The sequence below is a fragment of the Streptomyces sp. CB00455 genome, from assembly GCF_001905445.1.
Taxonomy (GTDB): Bacteria; Actinomycetota; Actinomycetes; order Streptomycetales; family Streptomycetaceae; genus Streptomyces.
The window spans coordinates 117,433-136,455 of the sequence record NZ_LIVQ01000005.1; the positions used below are offsets into that span (position 1 = coordinate 117,433).

20 protein-coding genes are annotated in these 19,023 nt (G+C 73.4%); 7 read left to right on the forward strand and 13 right to left on the reverse strand.

Going from position 1 to position 19,023, the window contains the following annotated elements:
- Position 1: 1 nt before the first annotated feature.
- From AMK16_RS20760 to AMK16_RS20775, 4 genes are all read right to left on the reverse strand, one after another.
- Complete coding sequence (locus tag AMK16_RS20760) at positions 2-637, reverse strand: hypothetical protein (protein ID WP_242438825.1); 636 nt, start codon at positions 635-637, stop codon at positions 2-4.
- A 38-nt stretch (positions 638-675) separates the two neighbouring features.
- Positions 676-1,164: a helix-turn-helix domain-containing protein gene (locus tag AMK16_RS20765; RefSeq protein ID WP_199885507.1), complete on the reverse strand. Its 489-nt coding sequence runs from the start codon at positions 1,162-1,164 to the stop codon at positions 676-678.
- 195 nt (positions 1,165-1,359) lie between these two features.
- Complete coding sequence (locus AMK16_RS20770; RefSeq protein WP_073918009.1) at positions 1,360-2,769, reverse strand: M1 family metallopeptidase; 1,410 nt, start codon at positions 2,767-2,769, stop codon at positions 1,360-1,362.
- Between the two features lie 140 nt (positions 2,770-2,909).
- Positions 2,910-6,872 carry a Pls/PosA family non-ribosomal peptide synthetase gene (locus tag AMK16_RS20775; RefSeq protein ID WP_073918011.1) on the reverse strand — a complete coding sequence of 1,321 codons (3,963 nt, stop codon included), beginning with the start codon at positions 6,870-6,872 and terminating at the stop codon, positions 2,910-2,912.
- A 344-nt stretch (positions 6,873-7,216) separates the two neighbouring features.
- Here AMK16_RS20775 and AMK16_RS20780 point away from each other — a divergent pair, with 344 nt between their 5' ends.
- Positions 7,217-7,711 (forward strand): hemerythrin domain-containing protein, encoded by a 495-nt coding sequence (locus AMK16_RS20780; protein ID WP_073918013.1) that lies wholly within the window; start codon positions 7,217-7,219, stop codon positions 7,709-7,711.
- Between the two features lie 73 nt (positions 7,712-7,784).
- Complete coding sequence (locus tag AMK16_RS20785; protein ID WP_073918015.1) at positions 7,785-8,492, forward strand: hypothetical protein; 708 nt, start codon at positions 7,785-7,787, stop codon at positions 8,490-8,492.
- A 22-nt stretch (positions 8,493-8,514) separates the two neighbouring features.
- Here the strand turns inward: AMK16_RS20785 and AMK16_RS20790 are convergent, their stop codons facing one another.
- Entirely contained in the window at positions 8,515-8,994 is a 480-nt protein-coding gene (locus AMK16_RS20790) for a hypothetical protein (protein WP_242438826.1), read from the reverse strand.
- 191 nt (positions 8,995-9,185) lie between these two features.
- A complete protein-coding gene (locus tag AMK16_RS20795; RefSeq protein ID WP_073918019.1) occupies positions 9,186-9,527 on the reverse strand; it encodes a hypothetical protein in 342 nt (113 codons plus the stop codon).
- Positions 9,528-9,553: 26 nt separating this feature from the next.
- Here AMK16_RS20795 and AMK16_RS20800 point away from each other — a divergent pair, with 26 nt between their 5' ends.
- Positions 9,554-10,054, forward strand: a complete 501-nt coding sequence (locus tag AMK16_RS20800; RefSeq protein ID WP_143196845.1) for a hypothetical protein — start codon at positions 9,554-9,556, stop codon at positions 10,052-10,054.
- Positions 10,055-10,070: 16 nt separating this feature from the next.
- On the opposite strand, the gene AMK16_RS20805 is transcribed toward AMK16_RS20800, so the two are convergent.
- The 3 genes from AMK16_RS20805 to AMK16_RS36275 form a co-directional block, all read right to left on the reverse strand.
- Positions 10,071-10,916, reverse strand: a complete 846-nt coding sequence (locus AMK16_RS20805) for a polysaccharide deacetylase family protein (RefSeq protein ID WP_073918023.1) — start codon at positions 10,914-10,916, stop codon at positions 10,071-10,073.
- Between the two features lie 157 nt (positions 10,917-11,073).
- Positions 11,074-11,277: a hypothetical protein gene (locus AMK16_RS20810; protein WP_073918025.1), complete on the reverse strand. Its 204-nt coding sequence runs from the start codon at positions 11,275-11,277 to the stop codon at positions 11,074-11,076.
- A gap of 381 nt (positions 11,278-11,658) precedes the next feature.
- Positions 11,659-11,994 (reverse strand): hypothetical protein, encoded by a 336-nt coding sequence (locus AMK16_RS36275; protein ID WP_158071230.1) that lies wholly within the window; start codon positions 11,992-11,994, stop codon positions 11,659-11,661.
- 313 nt (positions 11,995-12,307) lie between these two features.
- Between AMK16_RS36275 and AMK16_RS20820 the strand changes: the two genes are divergently transcribed.
- The 3 genes from AMK16_RS20820 to AMK16_RS20830 all read left to right on the forward strand — a co-directional run bounded on the left by AMK16_RS20820 (position 12,308) and on the right by AMK16_RS20830 (position 13,425).
- Entirely contained in the window at positions 12,308-12,763 is a 456-nt protein-coding gene (locus AMK16_RS20820; protein WP_073918029.1) for a DUF7144 family membrane protein, read from the forward strand.
- Between the two features lie 91 nt (positions 12,764-12,854).
- The gene (locus tag AMK16_RS20825; protein ID WP_242438827.1) at positions 12,855-13,181 is read left to right on the forward strand and encodes a DUF6400 family protein; all 327 of its coding nucleotides are present in this window, start codon (positions 12,855-12,857) and stop codon (positions 13,179-13,181) included.
- Positions 13,168-13,425 (forward strand): hypothetical protein, encoded by a 258-nt coding sequence (locus tag AMK16_RS20830; protein WP_073918031.1) that lies wholly within the window; start codon positions 13,168-13,170, stop codon positions 13,423-13,425. The genes AMK16_RS20825 and AMK16_RS20830 overlap by 14 nt, the downstream gene beginning before the upstream one ends.
- 45 nt (positions 13,426-13,470) lie before the next feature.
- Here the strand turns inward: AMK16_RS20830 and AMK16_RS20835 are convergent, their stop codons facing one another.
- Positions 13,471-14,373 (reverse strand): aminoglycoside phosphotransferase family protein, encoded by a 903-nt coding sequence (locus AMK16_RS20835; protein ID WP_073918033.1) that lies wholly within the window; start codon positions 14,371-14,373, stop codon positions 13,471-13,473.
- A 214-nt stretch (positions 14,374-14,587) separates the two neighbouring features.
- On the opposite strand from AMK16_RS20835, the gene hemC reads away from it, so the two are divergent.
- On the forward strand, positions 14,588-15,523 hold the full coding sequence (gene hemC, locus AMK16_RS20840) for a hydroxymethylbilane synthase (RefSeq protein ID WP_073918035.1): 936 nt from the start codon (positions 14,588-14,590) through the stop codon (positions 15,521-15,523).
- A gap of 72 nt (positions 15,524-15,595) precedes the next feature.
- Here hemC and AMK16_RS20845 read toward each other — a convergent pair whose 3' ends face one another.
- The 3 genes from AMK16_RS20845 to AMK16_RS20855 all read right to left on the reverse strand — a co-directional run bounded on the left by AMK16_RS20845 (position 15,596) and on the right by AMK16_RS20855 (position 18,982).
- Positions 15,596-17,317: an acyl-CoA dehydrogenase family protein gene (locus tag AMK16_RS20845; RefSeq protein ID WP_073918037.1), complete on the reverse strand. Its 1,722-nt coding sequence runs from the start codon at positions 17,315-17,317 to the stop codon at positions 15,596-15,598.
- A 133-nt stretch (positions 17,318-17,450) separates the two neighbouring features.
- Positions 17,451-18,005, reverse strand: coding sequence for a PadR family transcriptional regulator (locus AMK16_RS20850; RefSeq protein WP_073918039.1), 555 nt, complete (start codon positions 18,003-18,005; stop codon positions 17,451-17,453).
- A gap of 62 nt (positions 18,006-18,067) precedes the next feature.
- Positions 18,068-18,982, reverse strand: coding sequence for an MmyB family transcriptional regulator (locus AMK16_RS20855; protein ID WP_079191621.1), 915 nt, complete (start codon positions 18,980-18,982; stop codon positions 18,068-18,070).
- Between the last annotated feature and the right edge of the window lie 41 nt (positions 18,983-19,023).

Below are 19,023 nucleotides of genomic sequence, written 5' to 3' on the forward strand. Positions count from 1 at the left end.
GTCAGCGCAGCAGTGTGCGGGTGATGGGGTCGGCTTCCCGGGAGTCCGGGGCGCGCGACGCGCTCAGGTGTTCCTGGAGGAGGGATCCGAGCATCTCGGCTTCGAACTCCTCCGGCTCGTCGTAGCGGGTCCGGCCGAGGACGAGCTGCACGGTGGCGGGGTCGATGTCGGTGATCAGAGCGCCGAGGTCGGCCGCCCCCACGGGGGCGCTGCCCCGGTGGCGCCCCAGCATGTGGCCGAACTCGTGGCCGACGATGATCTCGGCGTGCGCGCGGCTGATGGCGGTGTCGTAGAACACGTAGTCCGTGTCGCCGGTGGCGATCCAGAGTCCGCAGGGGGCGGACGCGTCGAGGGAGTCGGGGTCGGCGGGGTCGGACACGAAGGGCATGAGCCGGATCGAGCGGTCGAAGCGCTCCTCCATGAAGGGCACCAGGTCCAGGACGCTGTCGACCGCGGGCAGGCCGAGCGATTCCACGAAGGCGCGGCTGCGGCATTCGACGTCGCGTGCCCGCCCGGCCGTGCACGTGCGGGCCCCCTCGGTCTCGCGGGCCGTGTCGGCGTCGTGGGCCACCGCGGCTCCGCCGGATCCGGCGGCCCGGCCGCGGCCGGCGCCGCGGTTGCGACGGCTGAGCCACATCGGGTTTCCCCTCCTCTTCGACAGATGCCGCACGCGGGTCACGGCAGGTCCCTTTCGGGATCGTCGGACAGACCTTCCTCCCTGCGTACGGCTTCGAGGGCCGCCAAGACCTTGCGCTGGCCGGCGGCGGACACCCCCATGGCGCGCAGGGCGATCTGCTCGACTCCGCTCTCCTTCAGCCTGCGCAGGATCTCGAACTGGGTCGCGATCTTCCTCGTGACCTCGTCCTCCACGAAGTAGGCGGCCTCCACGCCGAAGAACCGGGCGAGGAGGGGCACCATGGTGATGGTCGGGGTGCGTTTGCCGGCGCGCAGGTAGCTGATGTGGGAGCGCGTGTAACTGTCCTCGCCGTAGGACGAGATGGTGCGGGCCACATGCGCATTGGTGTATTCCTCCGCGCCCGGGGGCCGCACCCGGTCGAACAGGAAGTTGAGCCGGTCGCTGAAGGAGGCACCGGGACCCGGGACGGGGGCCGGAACCTGCCGGGGCCCGTCCGGAACACCGGGCCCCACTTCTGCGTCCGCCACTGCGTGCTGCTCCCTGTCATCGGGCGTGACCCTGGCTGACGCCCTTCACGCGTAACTATAGTTGACGGCCCAGAACCTTCAACTCCCTTGCTTGCAGAGACTCAAGGGCGCTGCGCGCTCCGCCGCTCGCCGCGGGCACTGCCGGGGTGGGCACGCCCGGTTGGCTGCAACGGGCCAGCTGCAACGGGCCGGCCCTCAGGCGAGATTGCTCCGGCCGCCCGGGGACCCGCCCATCGCCGGCGGGTGACCGGGCATCGCCGGTACCGACGGCGGCAAAGGGGGCGCCGGGGGCATCGGCGGGAGCGCGGGCTCGTACAGCCACGCCGAGTACAGGTCGTCCAGCGGCTCGGCCGCGTAGCGGGCGGCGTGGGTGGTGAAGCCGACGGTGGTCACGACGCCGTTGCGGTGCACGCTGGCCCAGTCGCGCAGCATGCGGAAGAACGCGCCGTCGCCCAGGGCGCAGCGGATCGCGTGCACGGCGAGAGCGCCGCGCTGGTAGAGGCGGTCGTCGAACATCAGCTTGCGACCCGGGTCGACCAGGCGCAGGTCCTGCGGCTGTGTGGCCAGCAGCCGGTGCGCGGCGGCCGCGTGCCCGTGTGCGGTGCGGCCGCCGGAGCGCTCCGACCAGAGCCATTCGGCGTACTTGGCGAAGCCCTCGTTCAGCCAGATGTGCCGCCAGTCGGCGATGGTCACGCTGTTGCCGAACCACTGGTGTGCCAGCTCGTGGGCGACGAGGCGTTCCGAGCCGCGTACGCCGTCCACGTGGTTGGCGCCGAACAGGGACAGGCCCTGGGCTTCCACCGGGACGTCAAGGTCCTCGTCGGCGACGACCACCGCGTACTCGCCGAAGGGATAGGGGCCGAACAGTTCCTCGAAGAGCCGCATCATGGCGGGCTGGCGGGCGAAGTCGCGGGAGAACCGCGCCAGGAGGTGGGGCGGTACGTGGGCGCTCAGCGGCACACCGCCCAGTCCCGGGTCGCCGAGCAGCACCGTCTGGTACATGCCGATGGACAGGCCCACCAGGTAGCTGGAGGTGGGTGCGGGCTGCTCGTACACCCAGGTGGTCGTGCTGGCCCTCGTCGTCCGGGTGAGCAGCCGGCCGCCGGCCACGACCGTGTAGGCGGACGGCGTGTTGACGGAGATCTGGTACGAGGCCTTGTCCGCGGGGCGGTCGTTGCAGGGGTACCAGGAGGGCGCCCCGACCGGCTGGCTGGCCACCAGCGCGCCGTCCGTCAGCTCCTCCCAGCCGATGCCGCCCCACGGGCTGCGCACCGGTCGGGGGTTGCCCGACCAGTGGACCTCGACGGTGAAGGCGGCGCCTGCGGGCAGCGGTTTGGCCGGGCGGATGCGCAGGCGGCCGCCCCGGTGGGTGTACTGCGGCGCCCGGCCGTTCACCAGGACCCGGCCGATCTTGAACTCGGCCAGGTTCAGGTCGAAGTCGGTGAGCGGCGCCCGCCCGGCGATCGCACTGATCCGGGCGGTCCCGGCCAGCCGGTTGGGGCCGGGCCGGTATTCCAGGGCGAGTTCGTACCGGTGCGCACGGTAACGGGCGTCGCCGTTGGCCGGAAAGTAAGGATCCGTTGCCGTTGTCCTCTGGCCGCTCACTGCCGCTTCCGCTCCCTGCGCTGTGCTCGTACGACGTGCTGGTGTGCCGGTGGGACCGGTGCCGGTGCCGTTTCCGTGGGCGTTCTCAGCCCCCGCGAAGACCGCCGGGGCCGGGGCGGGGCGCGGCCGGGCCCGGCCGTTCAGGACCGCCACGCCTCGATCGGATTGCCCAGCCAGCGGGTGTCGGCGGGGACCGATTCCCCGGCCATGACGAGCGAGGCGGGACCCAGGGTGCTGCGGGCCCCGATCGTACTCCCGGGCAGGACGATTCCGCCCGGGCCCAGGGTGGCGCCCTCGCGGAGGACCACAGTATCCGTCCTCAAGATCCGGTCATGGAAGAGGTGCGTCTGCAGTACGCAGCCGCGGTTCACGCTGACCGCGTCGCCCAGCACCACCAGGTCCGTCTCGGGCAGCCAGTAGCTCTCGCACCACACGCCCCGGCCGATGTGCGCCCCGAGCCCGCGCAGCCACAGGGTCATCAGGGGCGTACCGGGCACCGAGCCGGCGAGCCACGGCACGGCCAGCACCTCGACGAAGGTGTCGGCCAGTTCGTTGCGCCAGACGAATCCGCTCCACAGCGGGTGCTCGCCTGACCGGTGGCGGCCCACCAGCAGCCATTTCGCGGCGACCGCCACCGCACAAGCGGCCGCGCCGGCGGCGAGCAGGGCCACCCCGGACAGCAGGGCGGCTCCCCGGATCCCCGGTCCGCCCGCCGCCGCGGCCGCCGCGCAGAGCGCCGCCGCGGTCAGGACGGCCAGCGCGGCCGAACAGAACACCGGCACGAGCCGGCACAGTTCCACGAGGCCGCGCGCCCACAACAGGTGCGCGGGCGGCTCGTACGTCCGGCTCTGGTCGCCGTCGGCGGCGGACCGCGGCAGCCGCACCGGTGGCAGGCCGAGGTAGGAGCTGCCCTTCTTGGCCTTCTTCGGGGTGGCGGACAGGACACCGACGAGCCCGTCGTCCGGCACTGACCGGCCCGGGGCGGTCATCCCGGAGTTGCCGAGGAAAGCACGGCGGCCGATCTCGGAGTGGCCGATCCGCACCCAGCCGCCGCCCAGTTCGAAGGGGGCGGTCAGGGTGTCGTCGGCGAGGAAGGCGCCCTCGCCCACGGTCGTGAGGCTCGGCAGCGCCAGCACGGTGGACACCTCCGCGCCCCGGCCGATCTTCATCCCCAGCAGGCGCAGCCACACCGGGGTGATCAGCCCGGCGTACAGCGGGAAGAGGGTCTCCCGGGACAGGTCCATCAGCTGGGAGACCGTCCAGGCCTGCCAGGCGACCCGGCTGTGCGTCGGATGGCTGCCGGTGCGCAGGCCGAGGCTGAGCAGGCGTACCGAGACCAGCAGCAGCAGGGCGTACGCCAGCCCGAAGGCGAGCGCTCCGGGCACCACGGCGAGCAGCGCTCCGCGCAGGGCCCGGGAGAGGCCGGCGTCGGCGGGCACGAACCGACCGACCACGAACAGGGCCGGCAGGAGGGCGAGCACGGGCAGGGCCGTCAGGCACGTGCCGGTGGCCCCGTACACGGCGCGCCAGCGGAACGAGCGTGCCGGGCGGTGCGCGGGCCAGTTGTGTTTGGCCTTGCCGAGCTTGCCGGCGGGGGCGCCGGCCCAGCGCTGGCCGGTGGGGATCTGGCCGACGACGGCGGAGCCGGGGGCCACCTCGGCCCGCTTGCCGACCCTGGCTCCGGGGAAGAGGATGCTGCGCGTGCCGACCACCGCGCCGGCCCCGACCCGGACCGGGCCGATCTCCAGTCGGTCCCCGTCCAGCCAGTGCCCGCAGAGGTCCACCTCGGACTCGACGGCGCAGCCTCGGCCGAGTCTGAGCATGCCGGTGACCGGGGGCAGGGAGTGCAGGTCCACTTCCGGGCCGATCTTGGCGCCGAGTGCCCGCGCGTAGCGTTCCAGCCAGGATCCGGTGAGGGACGTCGCGCCGCTGCACTCGGCCAGCCGTTCGGCCGTCCACAGTCTCAGGTGGACGCTGCCGCCGCGCGGGTAGCGGCCGGCCTTGACACCGCGCAGCAGCAGGCGGGCGCCGCCGGCCGCGATGGCGAGCCGGCCCGGCGGGGTGAACAGCAGTGCGGCGCCGGCGGCGACGGGCCACCACGAGGCGGTAGGGGCCCACGGATAGGGGCCGAAGTGGTGGAGCACGTTGCCCAGTGCCGCCAGGGCGACCGTCCAGCGCAGGCCGGTCAGGGTGAACAGCGGCAGCAGCAGGAGCGTCTGGATCACCTTGGCGCGCAGCGGTACGGGCGCGACGGTGCGGGCCGGGCCGTCGCCCTGGACGGACTTCTCCAGCCGGCGGGCGAGCCTGCGCAGGGTGGGCTGCTGGTAGATGTCGAGGACGGCCGCGCTCGGGTAGCGGGTGCGCAGGCGGGTGGTGAGCTGGGCGGCCGCCAGGCTGTTGCCGCCGATCGCGAAGAAGTCGTCGGCGGCGCCGGTGACGGTCACTGCGAGGGTCTCGCTCCACTGTTCGGCGAGCCATGCCTCGGTTCCGTACAGCTGCTCGGCCGAGCCGGTGGTCTCCGGTTCGGGCAGCGGCCAGGGCAGCGCGTCCCGGTCGACCTTGCCGGAGGTGCGGGTCGGCAGTTCGCCGACGGGGGCGAGGAGCGGTACGAGCGCGGCGGGCAGTTCGCCGCGCAGCCGCTCGACCGCGGCCGCGCGGTCCCAGCCGTCCTGGGTGACCAGGTAGCCGACGAGCAGCTGGTTGCCGCTGCGGGCCGTGCGGACGGCGGCGGCCGCGCCGGCGACGCCGGGCAGGGCCTGCAGTGCGGCGTCCACCTCGCCCAGTTCGATCCGGCGGCCGCCCAGCTTGATCTGTTCGTCGCCGCGGCCGAGGAAGACCAGCCCTTCCGGTTCGGCACGGACGAGGTCGCCGCTGCGGTAGGCGCGCTGCCAGCCGAGGGATTCCAGCGGGGCGTACTTCTCGGCGTCCTTCTGCGGATCGAGGTAGCGGGCGAGGCCGACGCCGCCGATGACGAGCTGGCCGCTGCCGCCCATCGGCACCGGTTCGCCGGACTCGTCGACCACGGCCAGTTCCCAGCCGCTCAGCGGGAGCCCGATCCGGATCGGCTCGGCCCCGGTCAGCAGGCAGGCGCAGGCGACGACGGTGGCCTCGGTGGGGCCGTAGGTGTTCCAGACCTCGCGGCCCTCGGTGACCAGGCGCTGGGTCAGCTCGGGCGGGCACGCCTCGCCGCCGAAGATCAGCAGCCGGACCTCGTTGAGCGCCTCCGGTTCCCACAGCGCGGCCAGGGTCGGGACCGTGGAGACGACGGTGATCTCCTGTTCCATCAGCCAGGGGCCGAGGTCGGCGCCGCTGCGCACCTGCGAGCGGGGCACGGGCACGAGGCACGCGCCGTGCCGCCAGGCCAGCCACATCTCCTCGCATGAGGCGTCGAAGGCGACGGACAGTCCGGCCATGACCCGGTCGCCGGGCCCGATCGGTTCCTCGGTGAGGAACAGCGCGGCTTCGGCGTCCACGAAGGCGGCCGCGCTGCGGTGGCTGACGGCGACGCCCTTGGGCTTGCCGGTGGAGCCGGAGGTGAAGATGATCCAGGCGTCGTGCCCGGGGCCGGGCCGGTCGGCGGCGCGGGCCGGGGCCGCCGGCGCGTCCACGCCCGCGCCCGCGTCCGCGCCCGCGTCCGCGCCCGCGTCCATGGCGCCGGTGACCTCGATGCGCTGTCCGGCGCCGAGCACCGCCCGTACCCCGGCCTCGCCGAAGACCAGTGCGGCCCGCTCGTCCGGGTCCTCGGCATCGACCGGCACGTAGGCGGCGCCCGCGGCCAGCACCGCGAGGATGGCCACGTACAGCTCGTTGGTCCCGGACGGCACGCGGACGCCGACCCGGTCGCCGAGCCGCACTCCGGCGGCGGCGAGGGCGCGCCGCCGGGACTCGACCTCGGCCGCCAGTGCGCGGTAGGTCAGACGGGTGGCGCCGTCGTCCAGGGCCGGCTCGTCGGGGTACGCCCGTACGGTGGCCTCGAAGACGTCGACGAGGGTGCGTGCGGGGGCGGCCGGTCCGGCGGAGAAACGGGCGGACTTGCCGGTCTCCTCGTCCTGGTCCCCGCCGCCGAGCAGAGTGGTGTCACCGCGCTCTGGTGTGGCTGTCATCGGCCCTCGCGTCTCGCTCCCGGAAACGTCCGGGGCGCCGGTGGAGCCCAGGTCTGCCCGGGTTGTTCCGGTTCGGCGCCGAACAACCCACCAGCCTAGTGCGTCGTCAAGGATTTTCTCGTTGAAGCCTTGCCCCTGGCCAGGAAGGGGCCGTACCGCCCGCGGGCCACCGCGGCCCGCACGGCGGGCCGGCCGGCCTGCCTGCCTCCCTGCCTCCGCCTCCCTGCCTCCGCCTCCCTTGCCTGCCTCCCTTGCCTGCCTCCCTGCCGGGCCCTTCGACCGGCGCGCTTGCCCCGCCTGCTTGCGGGTAGCAGCGGAGCACCAGTCGAGGAAAGGAGCTTGTGGTGTCCGCAACGCAGGACGTGGTGGCCGTGATCCTCAAGGACCACCGCAGGATGGAAGAGCTGTTCCGCCGCATGCGGAGCGTCGAGGAGGACCGCGGGGCGGCACTGGACGAGTTCGCCGCGCTGCTCATCGCCCACGGGGAGGCCGAGGAGGCGGAGGTCTATCCCGCGCTCAAGCGCTTCCGCAACGTGGACAACGAGGAGGTCGAGCACGGGGAAGAGGAACACCACGAGGGCAACGAGGCCCTGCTCGCCCTGATGGAGGTGGACGAGGTCGGCTCCGACGCGTGGGACGAGAAGCTGGAGGAGCTCGCGAAGGCCATCACCCACCACATCGACGAGGAGGAGCGCACCATCCTCAACGGCGCCCGCGAGAACGTCCCGGACCAGCGCCGCGCGGAGCTCGCGGAGGCGTTCCTCCGCGATCGGGAGAAGCACCTGAAGGCGGACTGCGGGAGCATCGACAACGTCCGCAGGATCGTGCGGGAACACTGACCCGCGCGCGCCCGCCCGGCGGGCGGCCGTGTGACCATGACCCCCCGGCACATCCGCACCTCATGGGGGGACCATGCGCACCCGCACCACCACCGCCGCGACCGGCCTCGCCGCCGCCACCGCGGCGCTGTTCGTCCTGGCCGGCTGCACCGCACCGAAGCAAGGCCCGAGCGGTGCGGCCGGCCCCGGGACCCCGGCTCCCGCGCAGAGCGTCGCGCCGGCTTTCGAAGGGCCCCGGCCGCAGGACCAGAACCTCCTGGCCTGGACCGGAGACCCGAACGACGCAGGTCACGTCACCGCCCAGTCGGCTGCCGGAGTCGGCGGGCGGGTCACCCTGGTACGGATCGTCCTGCGCGAGCGGATCACCTGGTCCGCCATCTGGCTCGGCCTGGCCGGCGTGGACCCGAACGCCCAGCTCGCCAACTGCTACCTCGGCGTGTACGACGCGACCGGCACCCTGGTGGCCTCGACTCCGGACATCTCGCCCCAGTTGGCGACCGACGCCGTCGCCAAGCCGCTGGCCCTCGGCAAGCCGTTCACCGCCGCCCCCGGGACCTACTTCGTGGCGCTGCTGCTGAACGGGAACTGGGCCACCAACGGGCTCACCCTGAAGTCCACGGGCGCGGGCATCTCGGTCAATGCCGGTCTGGCGCCGCCGAACCTCCGCTACAGCACCGTCCTGACCGGCCAGACCTCGCTGCCGGCGTCCGTGAACCTCGCCGAGCAGTCCACCAGCACCATCAACACCGGCTGGGGGAGCCAGTGGTACGCCGTCTCCTGACTGACGCCGCGGCGTGACGGGCTCAGTACACGAGCTTGTAGGTCACGTCCTGGGAGACCGGGGACGGGGCGCCGTGGGGGTAGAAGAGCCTGATCGAGGTGAAGCGCTCGACGTCGGGGTGTCCGGGCCACGGCCGGGGCTTGCTCAGGGTGACCGTCACCGGGTAGGGGTGGAAGCGCCCCGCCGCGCAGTTGGGGCGGCACTCGTTGACCATGTCCGTGCCCGTGGCCGTCGCGGTGCGCGGCCCCCAGTCCGTCCAGCGGAGGTCGACGAGGCGGTTGTTGCCGTCACCGCAGGCCAGTACGTACTCCTCGGGGCCCACCTGGGGCTGCGAGAAGCAGTCGACGACCACGAGCGGATCCGGGGCGGAGGGTGCGGCGCGGGTCTGCGCGGAGGCGGGTACCGCGGTCGCCACGAGGGCCGCAGCGGCGCACAGCAGCGCGGCGGTCCGCATCCTGGGGCGGGGTTCCCGCACGGGCCGTTCGTGTCCTGAAGCGTGCACGAGACTCTCCTCGCATTCGGTGTCCCGGTCGGCGCTGCGGTGTGCCCGTCCCCGTCGGCGCTGCGTCCGTGCCCGGCTTCGCCATGCCCAGCTTCCCCCATCCGGCCGCACCCCGCACCCGCTGGACTCACCGCGGGCCGCGGGCCGCGGAGGGGCCCCCGGACCCGCGGCTCACAGTGCACCGCGGGAGGTCACCTGGTCAGGGCCGACATACCACCGGGCCGTGCCGGGCGGGGCACGCCGGTGCGGCCGCGGGTGAGGCGCCGGCGCGCGGCCCGCAGGCGCACGGCCACCCGATGGCGCCACAGCGAGACGACGGTGAGGGACAGCAGCCCCGCGAACAGCACCATGAGCATCAGGGACACCCACATCTGGCGGCTGCCGGGATGCTGCCACGCTTCCCAGGCGGCGGCCGCCGCCCACAGGGCGATGCCGGCGGCGTAGACGGTGCGGACTCGGCGCAGCTGTCGTACGGCTCGCGCCGCGAGGGGATCGGACGACTGGAGCGACTTCAGCGATTTCGGCGGCTTCATGCGGCCCGCCTACCCCGCACGGCGGCATGCGATTCACCCAAGCGGCACCTCGTACGGGCGAGTTCGCCAGGCTGTCGACCCGGGCGCTTGCCGTGCGGGAGCGCGGGCACAAGAGCGCCGAGCGACCCACGAACTCCACCGCTGCCGAAGGGACCACCATGCTGACGCACGTCTTTGACCGGGGAACGCTCGTCGTCTCCCTCGACCGGCCGATCGGCATCGGCGAGCGGGCCGCGGCGGCACTGGCGACCGAGCACCTCATCCGGACGTGCCGTCCCGGCACTGTGGTGGTGAAGCTGGGCGCGCCCGCCGTCTCCCCCGCCGGGGTCAGCCTGATGCTGCGCACCCAGCGGCTGTGCCGGCACTGGGGAATCCCGCTGGCCGTGGCCTGCGCGGCGCTTCCCGCGCAACCGCTGGGCGCAGCCGATCACGACGGTTCGCACCCGCCGGTCTACGCGACGGTGGCGCAGGCCGTCCGCGGCCTGTCCGGGCATCGGCAGAGGGAACGCGCCGCCGTACGGCTGTAGGGGCCGGGCCCTGTCGTCAGGGTGCGGTGCGGGCCGGGAACGTGAAGGTGTAGCCGTGTGCGGTGAGCCAGGGCAGGTACTGGGCGAGCGCCGCCACGGTCTCGCTGCGGTCGCCGCCGCCGTCGTGGAAGAGGACGGTGGGCTGCGGGGGCAGCTTGCCCTCCAAGGTGGACACGATGGCCGGCAGGCCGGGCCTGCTCCAGTCCTTCGGGTCCACGCTCCATCCCAGGGGCCGCATGCCGCTCGCGGCGGCCACCGCGCGGCTGTCGGGGGTGAAGGCGCCGCCCGGCGCGCGGTAGTAGTCGACGGTGACCCCCGGCGCGGCCTCCTCGATCATGGCCTTGCCGTCGAGGATCTGCTGCCGCTGATAGGCGACGGGCTTGTGGTCCATGGTCACGTCGTGGTCGACGGAGTGGTCGCACAGCCGGTGCCCGGCGGCCGCCACGTCCCGGACCAGTCCCGGGTTCGCCCGGGCACTCGTGCCGATCATGCAGAACGTGGCCTTGACGTTGTTGTCCTTGAGGATCTTCAGGACCTGGGGCGTCCAGCGCGGGTCCGGGCCGTCGTCGATCGTGATGGCGATGGCGTGACCCGGGCCCTGGGCGAGCCGGGATATGCCGACCGGCACCTGAGCCGGAGCGATCGGATGCGCAGGTGTGACGGGTATCTCAGGGGTCTCGGGGATTTCCCTCGCGCGGGGAGCCGCCGCGGCCGCCGCAGCGCTGCCCGCCGGGTTCCGGCCGGCCGGGGTGTCCGTCGTGGCGAAGGCCGGAGTGCCGGCCGCGGCGAGCAGGCCGCATACGGCCGCAGCGACGGCGACGCCTGCCCGTCGCCCGTATCCGGTAGTGCTGATGACGCCCATGGATGCGCTCTTCCTTCGTGCTCGACCCCCCGATCTGTGCTGCCGGTCAAGGGTAAGGAATGCGCGGCGGTCCTCGACGCGAGAAGGCGCGGCCCGGAGCAGGGCTCGGGCCGCGCCTTTCCCGTCACCACCGGCAGTGCCGGCGGTGCTCCGGCGATCAGTGCCAGTCGATGGCGCCGCGCTCACAGCTTTCGTGGAACAGCGGGTTGCCGTGGATGACGGCCGCGGACAAGCCACAGGCGCCGTAGTGGGCGGAACCGCTGTGGTCGTCGTCCCCGCCGTGGGCCACGGCGGTGGCGGCGCCACCGAGGACGACGGTGGCGGCCAGGAACGCCGTGGTGACTGCGGCCCGAATACGCATGACTGCTCCTTGTGGGAGAGAAGTGGTGATGTGCACCACAGGGATCACCCCCGCCGGGGCCACCGAAACGCCTCCTTCGTCGGATGGGCGAGCGGGTGCGGTTCCCGGTTGCGGAAAGCGGATGTTCGGCGCGCGGGCCCCGCGCCGGGCCGTGGGACCGTCCGGCGCGGTACGCAAAACCGCCCCTCGCCCCGCTCCGGCGGCGCCGTCCGCGGGCCGGGAGGTGCGAGTTCCCCCGCGGTCGGCGTCTGCGGGCCCCTGTGGCCGGAGGCCTTCCGGTGCGCCGACATGCCGCCCGAATGGCTTCACACCGGGCAGTGACGCCGCCCTGCGGCCGCGCGGCCGCACCGGAAGACACCGGGAGCGGGAGGCACCGGGGGGTCATGTCAGGGCGGCGGCTGCCGGACGCGGACAGCGGCGGCACACCCACCCGCTGCGCCGCACGGCGGAGGGCCGCCGCAAGGTCTCGTGGCCACCGGCGCACCGGATGCGGTGCGGGGCGTGCACGCCGAGCCAGACCGGCTCCAGCAGGCGGGCACCAGCGGCGGCCAGCCGCTCCCGGAAGGCGGCCGCGGCGGCGAGGGGGTCCTTGCGCGCGCAGGTACGGCACAGCCCCTGGCCCTGCTGGACGTTGGACGGGCGCGGCGCACACAGGTGACCGGCGGCGCACCGCACTCGGTGCCCGACGCCGTTGCCGAGCCATCGGGATTCCAGCAACCGCGCCCCGGCCGCTTCGAGGTGGACGCGGAACGCGGCCTCGGCACGTAACGAATGCGCGGCGCGCACTGGTTGGTCCACGGTCCCCCCGGACGGCGCGTGACGGACGAGCGTGAGGCACAAGGTACCGAAGACCCCCGCTCCGGCACCGCTGCACCAAGGATGACCTGGGTGTTCGCCGGAACCAATAGGCGGGAGCCGGACGCGGTTCCCCGAACGGACGCGGCCAGGTGTCGCTCGCTCGCCGGGCACCTGACGCTGGGGACTGTCCCACTGTCCGTCTGTCCGTTTTTCCGGGTGAAGGAGTTTTCCCGTGGCACAGCCAACGAATCCCGCGTCCCCCAGCGGCAGCCCGCACCGCAGCAGCGACCCGTATGCCGGAGGGAGCGCCTGGGCGGCGGGTGGCACCGTGTTCGCCGGAGTCCTGCTCCTCGTGGACGGCGTGCTCGGCATCATCAAGGGCATCGTCGGTATCGCGGAGGACGACGTGTACGCGCGTCTGGGGACCTACGTCTTCAAATTCGACGTGACCGCCTGGGGATGGATCCACCTCATCTTCGGTCTCATCCTCGTCGTCGTCGGCGCGGGCATCCTCAAGGGCGCCGGCTGGGCGCGCGGGCTGGGTGTGGCCGTGGCCGCGATCGACATCGTCGTGAACTTCATGTGGCTGCCCTACACGCCGGTGTGGGCCATCATCTCGATCGCCATCGGCGTCTTCGTCATCTGGGCCCTGTGCACGGACGGCCGCACCGCCGCCCCCCAGGCCTGACGGGAGGTGCCCGGGCGGAGCCCCCGACGTCCGCTGTGACTCCGCCCACCCTCCCTTGACCCGGCAAGGAAGGGTTACCTAAGTTCGTTGCATGACCTCGCACCGCCCCACACCCCCGACCGGTCCGGACGCGCCCGTCGGCGCGTACCCGCCCGCGCCCGGTCCGCCGGACGCGGACGGGCTGGCCGACTTCACCGTCGACCTCACCTCCCAGGAAGTCCTCCGGCGGGCGCAGGTGATGGCCGCCCTGGGCCCCGACTGGGACCCGATCGAGGTCCTGCGGGGCGAGGAGGCGGCCTACGCGCTGCTGTACTCCGGACTCGACGCCGAGCAGCAGCGCGTGTACGACGACCTGGTCGCGGCGGGCGTGCTGCCCGGCTCCGCGGGCCCGGGCGGTGGCGGCCGTGCTGCCGCTTGATCCGCAGGCCGACATCGGGCGCCGGGCCTGGGTGGCCTGCCCGAACTGCCGGGACACCCAGGGGTGCGAGCCGTGCGCGCAGCAGCGGACGTGCCGCGAGCACTGGCGCTACATGCTCTCCAGCACCGGCAGCCTGCTGCACCTCCAGTGCCCGGGCTGCGCCCACATCTGGGTGCACGAGAGCGGCTTCGGCGCCACCCGCTCCCTGTGGAAACGCGTCATCAGCGGCCTGCCCCGGCCCTGACCGGCCGAAGGGCGCACCGGGGGCGGGGCCGGTCGGGAGCGATCCTCAGGCCCCTTCCTCCAGGACGGCCCGGATGACGTGCCGGGCGTTGCCCGCCATCGCCGGGTTCGTTCCGCGGTGGTACGGCAGGGCGATCAGCGCCTGCGACAGTGTCCGCCCGCGCCCGCGCCGCCAGGTCGCGTCGTCCACATCGAGCGCCTCGCGGAAGACCTTCCGGGCTGCGGCCGGCAGCAGGTTCCAGGCCGGGAACAGGTCGCAGGCCGGGTCGCCCACGCCCGTGCAGCCGAAGTCGATCACCGAGGTCAGCCGGCCGCCGTCCACCAGGAGATTGCCGGGCATCAGGTCGGCGTGCAGCCACACCGGCGGACCGTCCCAGGCCGGGGCCCGCAGCGCGTCCTGCCACACGGCGGTCACGGCGCCGCAGTCGACGCCTTCCTCCGGGATGCCGCGCAGCGTCTCGATCGCCGCCCGGGTCGAGTCGTCGAGGGTGGCGAGGGGGCCGCCCCGGTAGGCCGGCGGAGCCCCCGGCAGGGTGATGCGGCGCATCGCCGCCACGAAGGCGGCCAGGTCCCCCGCCAGCAGTTCGGGTGCGCCCAGCGCCCCGGCCCGGGGATTCTCCCCCGCCAGCCACCGGTAGACGGACCAGGGCCAGGGATACCCCTCGGCCGGCTCCCCGGCGCCGAGCACTTCGGGTACGGCCACGGGCAGCAGCCGGGCGAGGTGCGGCAGCCACGCCCGCTCCGCCGCCACGTCCTCGGCGCCGCCCGCCGTCAGTGGCAGCCGTACGACCATGTCCTCACCGAGCCGGTACATCGCGTTGACCGTGCCGCCCGACGGGACCCGCCGCACCGACCGCCCGGCCCATCGGGGGAACTGTCCGGCGATCAGCCGCCGCACGAGGTCGTCGTGGAGGCGGGGCGGGCCGGCAGGCGTCTGTCCTGTGCTCATGGCCCGCCATCCGACCCCAGTCCCGCCCGCCCGTCAACCGGTTTCCGCCGCTCCCGCCCGCCTCCGCCCGCCTCCGCACGGCCGGCCCCCGGCTCCACGGCCGCCCGGCAGCTCCGGCCGCACCGGCCGCACCGGTCAACCCGCCGACGGGGCAACCAGGATGGACTTGTGGCCCGCGGCCGGGAGGGGGCCCGCCGGGTCTATCGTGGGCGGCATGTCCGCTCCTGAGCTGATCCGCATCGTCTCCCGCAACTCCCCGATGGCCCTGGCCCAGGTGGAGCGCGTGCGCCGCGAGCTGGCCGCGCTGCATCCCCGGGTCCGTACCGAGGTCGTCCCCGTCGTCACGACCGGTGACAAGTGGATGGGCGACCTGTCCCGGGTCGAGGGGAAGGGGGCGTTCACCAAGGAGGTCGACGAGGCCCTGCTGAGCGGCGAGGCGGACCTGGCCGTCCACTGCCTCAAGGACGTCCCGTGCGACCGGCCGCTGCCCGCCGGGACGGTGTTCGCCGCGTTCCTGCGGCGCGACGACATCCGTGACGCCCTGGTCCACCCGGGTGGTCTCACCCTGGACCGGCTGCCGGCCGGGACCAGGATCGGCACCTCGTCCGTCCGGCGGGTCGCCCAGCTCGCCGCGAGCCACCCCCGGCTGGAGTGCGTACCCTTCCGCGGCAACGCCAACCGGCGCCTGGACAAGCTCGCGGCCGGCGAGGTCGACGCCGCCCTGCTGGCGGTCTCCGGCCTCGAACGCATCGGCCGCGCCGACATGATCACCGAGGTCCTGTCCACGGAGGCGATGATGCCTCCCGTCGGCGCCGGGATCCTCGCCCTCCAGTGCCGCCAGGACGACACGCCCCTCATCGACCTCGTCAGCGGCCTCGGTCACCCGGACACCCACCGCGAGGCGACCGCCGAACGCATGCTGCTCCACGTCCTCCAGGGGCACTGCAACAGTCCGATCGCCGCTCACGCCCGCGCCGAACGCGGGGGCGACCTCTCGCTGCGGGCCTGCGTCTTCTCCCCCGACGGCAAGACCGTCCTCAACGCGCACGAATGGGCCGGCCGCCTCGACCCCGCCACGCTGGGCACCTCGGTCGCCGTCGCCCTCCTGCGCCAGGGCGCCCGGGAACTGATCGACGGCATCCCCCACTGATCACCACGGGGAGCCGCACGGCGAACGGGCCCCGACGGCGCTGCCGTCGGGGCCCGCCGGTCCCCCGGGGCGTTACGGCGCCATCTCGTACGCGCCGGCCAGTGCCTCCACGCGCGCCCAGACGCGCGCCGCCCGGTCGGCGTCGGCGACCGGGCGCCGGACCGCGCCGAGCGCCCAGCTCTGCTGCTCCGCGGTCGCGGAGTCCTTGCCGTGCAGCTCGACCGCGTGCGCCGAGAAGTCGCGTACGAGCACGGAGAACAGCTCGTCCAGCACGTCCTCGTCGAGGCCGGTCAGGCGCGCCTGCTCCAGGATCAGCTGCCCGTGCACGACCAGCGCGAACAACTGGCCGACGGCGAGCAGGAGATCGAGGTCGCGGCTCTGCTCCTCGTCCGGGGCGGCGGTCTCCACGAACTCGCACAGCGCGTCGGCCTGCTCACGGAAGCGGCCGACGTTGGGCACGGAGGCGAACGCGTCGTAGGCGGTGCGCCAGTCGTGGAACCGCACGGAACCCAGACCGCGCGCCGGTCCCTGCCGGAAGAGGAAGGCGTCGTCGGCCGCGTCGAGACGGGTCGGCACCGGCGCGTACCCGGCCGGATCCAGCAGGTGGTTGCGCATGAACTTGAGGATCAGCGCGAGGTTGACGTGGACCGTGCCCTCCAGCTTGGGCAGGCTGCGGATCTCCACGGCCGCCTGGGCGAAGTAGGTGTCCTTCTCGAAGCCCTTGGCCGCGATGACGTCCCACATCAGGTCGATGACCTTCTCGCCCTCCGTGGTCACCTTCATCTTCGTCATCGGGTTGAAGAGCAGGTAGCGGCGGTCCTCGGGCCCGGCGGAGCGGAAGTAGTCGACGGCCCGGTCGCTGAACAGCTTCATCCCGACGAGGCGGACGTAGGCGTCGGCCAGTTCCCGGCGCACGTGCGGGAAGGCGGTGACGGGGCGGCCGTAGAGGATCCGGTTGGCCGCGTGGGTGACCGCCTCGTACATCGCGTGTTCGCAGATGCCGATCGAGGCCGTGCAGAGGTTGAACTTGCCGACGTTGACGGTGTTGAGGGCCGCGTCGAAGGCGGCGCGGCCGGTGTGCAGGACGTCCTCGGCGCTCACGGGATAGTCCTCGAGGCGGAACTCGCTGACGTACTTGGACGAGTCGACGACGTTCTGCACGAGCCGGTACGCCGGGTGGCGGCTGTCGGCGGCGAAGAAGACGTAGCCGTCGGGGCCCTCGATGTCCGTGCGCCGGCCGAAGACGGAGACGAGACCGGCGGCGTTGCCGTTGCCGATGTAGTACTTGGAACCGGTCGCCCGGAACCCGCCGTCGCCGTCGGGCTCCAGCAGCATGTCGGTGGAGTAGATGTCGGCGCCGTGGGTCTTCTCGGAGAGACCGAAGGCGAACACCTCGCCCTCGGAGAGCAGTTCGGCGGCGCGCCCGCGGGCGGTGGCGTTCTCGCTCTGCCAGACCGGTCCGAGACCGAGGATGGTGACCTGCCACGCGTACCAGTAGTCCAGGCCGTAGAAGCCGAAGATCTCGTTGAGGGCGGCGATCCGTGCGGTGTCCCAGCGCTTGTCCGGCTCCCCCTGGCCGGCGGCGGCCGGGGTGAGGAAGGTCGCGAAGAGCCCTTCCTTCGCGGAGAACGCGAGGAAGTCCGCCAGCCACGCGCGGGAGCGGTAGTCCTCGATGAGCCGGCGCTTGCCGCGGTCCTCGAACCAGTCGACGGTGGCCCGCAGCAGCCTGCGGGTCTCGGCGTCGAAGTGCGCGGGGTCGTAGGTCCGCGGGTTGAACAGCAGCGGGTCGCTCATGGGTGTTCGCCTTTCGGGTCGAAGGGTGGGGTACGGGCCGGGTCGGCCGGCGGCCCGGCCGGACGGTGGCAACTCGGCTACGGCAGCGGCGGGTTGGGCGTTGCCGCTTCACCGGGCCCTGCCGCCGTACGGTTCAGGTCCCGGCGAGCCGGTGGAGGGTGTCGAGTACGTCCTGGAGCCAGGCGAGCGTCATCCGCTCGTAGGCGATCCCGCCGCGCAGCACGACGTGCTGCAGCTCCCGCCCGGCATCGCGGCCGCCGGGGGCGTCCGGGCCGGTGAAGTCGCGCAGCTCCCCCGCGAGGTAGTGCGTGAGCCGGTCGCCGTGCGCCTGGTGGTGCCGCTCGACCTCGCTGATCAGGGCGGCCGGGTCGTCGAAGGCCGCGCCGCGGATCTTGACCGCGAGCTCGTGCCGCAGGCTCTCGGGCTGGATCGGCTCCTGGAGCCAGGCGAAGAGGGCGTCGCGGCCGGGCGGGGCGACGGAGTACTCCTTCTTGTCCGGGCGCGCCTGCTGGGGCACTTCCCGGACGTCGAGCCAGCCGTCGCCCTCCATGCGCTTGAGGACGCGGTAGATCTGCTGGTGGGTGGCGGTCCAGAAGTAGCCGATGGACCGGTCGAACCGGCGCGCCAGTTCATAGCCGGAACCCGGCTTCTCCAGCAGGGAGACGAGGATCGCGTGCTCGAGCGCCATGCCCCGATCTTTCTATGCAACTCGTTGCATAGACAAGCGCCGCCGCCCCGGTGAGACACGGCTCACGCCGGACCGGCCCCCGGGCGGCCGGCGGCGAGGGCGGCGGCGAGGGCGGGCGGGCGCCGCACCGCCGGCGGCGCCAGGGCCTGGAGCCGGACCAGGCGGGCCCGGGTCTCCTCGTCCACCGGCACGTACGTCACCAGTCGCGAACCCGCCGCCGGGCCCAGCCACAGGTTCGTGTGTTCCAGGTGCAGCAGCCCGACGTGGGCGTTGCGGATGTACTTCGTCTTCCCGCCCTGGCCGATGACCTCGTGCCGGGCCCACACCTCCCGGAATTCGGCCGATGCCCCCTCCAGCCGGGCCAGCAGCGTCTTCCAGGCGGGCTCGGCCAGGTGCTCGGCCATGGAGCCGCGGAACTTGGCCGCCATCATCCGGTTCGCCTCGGGCAGGTCGACGACGGCCGCCCGCCAGTCCGCGTCCGTGAACGCCAGCCACATGCAGTTGCGGTCCTCGGGGGGCAGGCGGTCGAGGTCGCAGAGCAGCCGCCCGTACGTCGTGTTGTAGGCGAGGATGTCGTACCGGCTGTTCTGGATGCAGGCCGGCACCGGGTCCAGCTGGTCCAGCATGGCCCGCAGCGCCGGGGTCACGCTCGGGCAGGGGGCGTGCGGCGACGGGTCGGGGCTGCCGGCCAGGGCGAAGAGGTGGGCGCGCTCGCTCACGTCCAGCAGCAGGGCCCGTGCCAGGGCGTCCAGGACCTGCGACGACACCTGGATCTCGCGCGCCTGCTCCAGCCAGGTGTACCAGGTGACGCCGACGGCCGAGAGCTGCGCGACCTCCTCGCGGCGCAGCCCGGGGGTGCGTCGGCGGGGCCCGCGGACGAGGCCGACCTGCTCGGGTGTGATCCGCTCACGACGGCTGCGCAGGAAGTCGGCGAGCTCGTGCCGGCGGACATCGGCCTCCGGGGCCACAGTGGTCATGCGTCCAGGGTGCCGCAGTGCCCAGCCGGTTGCCAGGTAGT

Excerpts from the sequence above, each read along its gene's own strand:
- AMK16_RS20845 (WP_073918037.1), bottom strand. The coding sequence starts at position 17,317 with ATGAGCGACCCGCTGCTGTTCAACCCGCGGACCTACGACCCCGCGCAC.
- AMK16_RS20800 (WP_143196845.1), top strand. The coding sequence starts at position 9,554 with ATGCGATTCACCCAAGCGGCACCTCGTACGGGCGAGTTCGCCAGGCTG.
- AMK16_RS20855 (WP_079191621.1), bottom strand. The coding sequence starts at position 18,982 with ATGACCACTGTGGCCCCGGAGGCCGATGTCCGCCGGCACGAGCTCGCC.
- AMK16_RS20805 (WP_073918023.1), bottom strand. The coding sequence starts at position 10,916 with ATGGGCGTCATCAGCACTACCGGATACGGGCGACGGGCAGGCGTCGCC.
- AMK16_RS20795 (WP_073918019.1), bottom strand. The coding sequence starts at position 9,527 with ATGAAGCCGCCGAAATCGCTGAAGTCGCTCCAGTCGTCCGATCCCCTC.
- AMK16_RS20835 (WP_073918033.1), bottom strand. The coding sequence starts at position 14,373 with ATGAGCACAGGACAGACGCCTGCCGGCCCGCCCCGCCTCCACGACGAC.
- AMK16_RS20760 (WP_242438825.1), bottom strand. The coding sequence starts at position 637 with ATGTGGCTCAGCCGTCGCAACCGCGGCGCCGGCCGCGGCCGGGCCGCC.
- AMK16_RS20775 (WP_073918011.1), bottom strand. The coding sequence starts at position 6,872 with ATGACAGCCACACCAGAGCGCGGTGACACCACTCTGCTCGGCGGCGGG.
- AMK16_RS20850 (WP_073918039.1), bottom strand. The coding sequence starts at position 18,005 with ATGGCGCTCGAGCACGCGATCCTCGTCTCCCTGCTGGAGAAGCCGGGT.
- AMK16_RS20810 (WP_073918025.1), bottom strand. The coding sequence starts at position 11,277 with ATGCGTATTCGGGCCGCAGTCACCACGGCGTTCCTGGCCGCCACCGTC.
- hemC (WP_073918035.1), top strand. The coding sequence starts at position 14,588 with ATGTCCGCTCCTGAGCTGATCCGCATCGTCTCCCGCAACTCCCCGATG.
- AMK16_RS20825 (WP_242438827.1), top strand. The coding sequence starts at position 12,855 with ATGACCTCGCACCGCCCCACACCCCCGACCGGTCCGGACGCGCCCGTC.
- AMK16_RS20785 (WP_073918015.1), top strand. The coding sequence starts at position 7,785 with ATGCGCACCCGCACCACCACCGCCGCGACCGGCCTCGCCGCCGCCACC.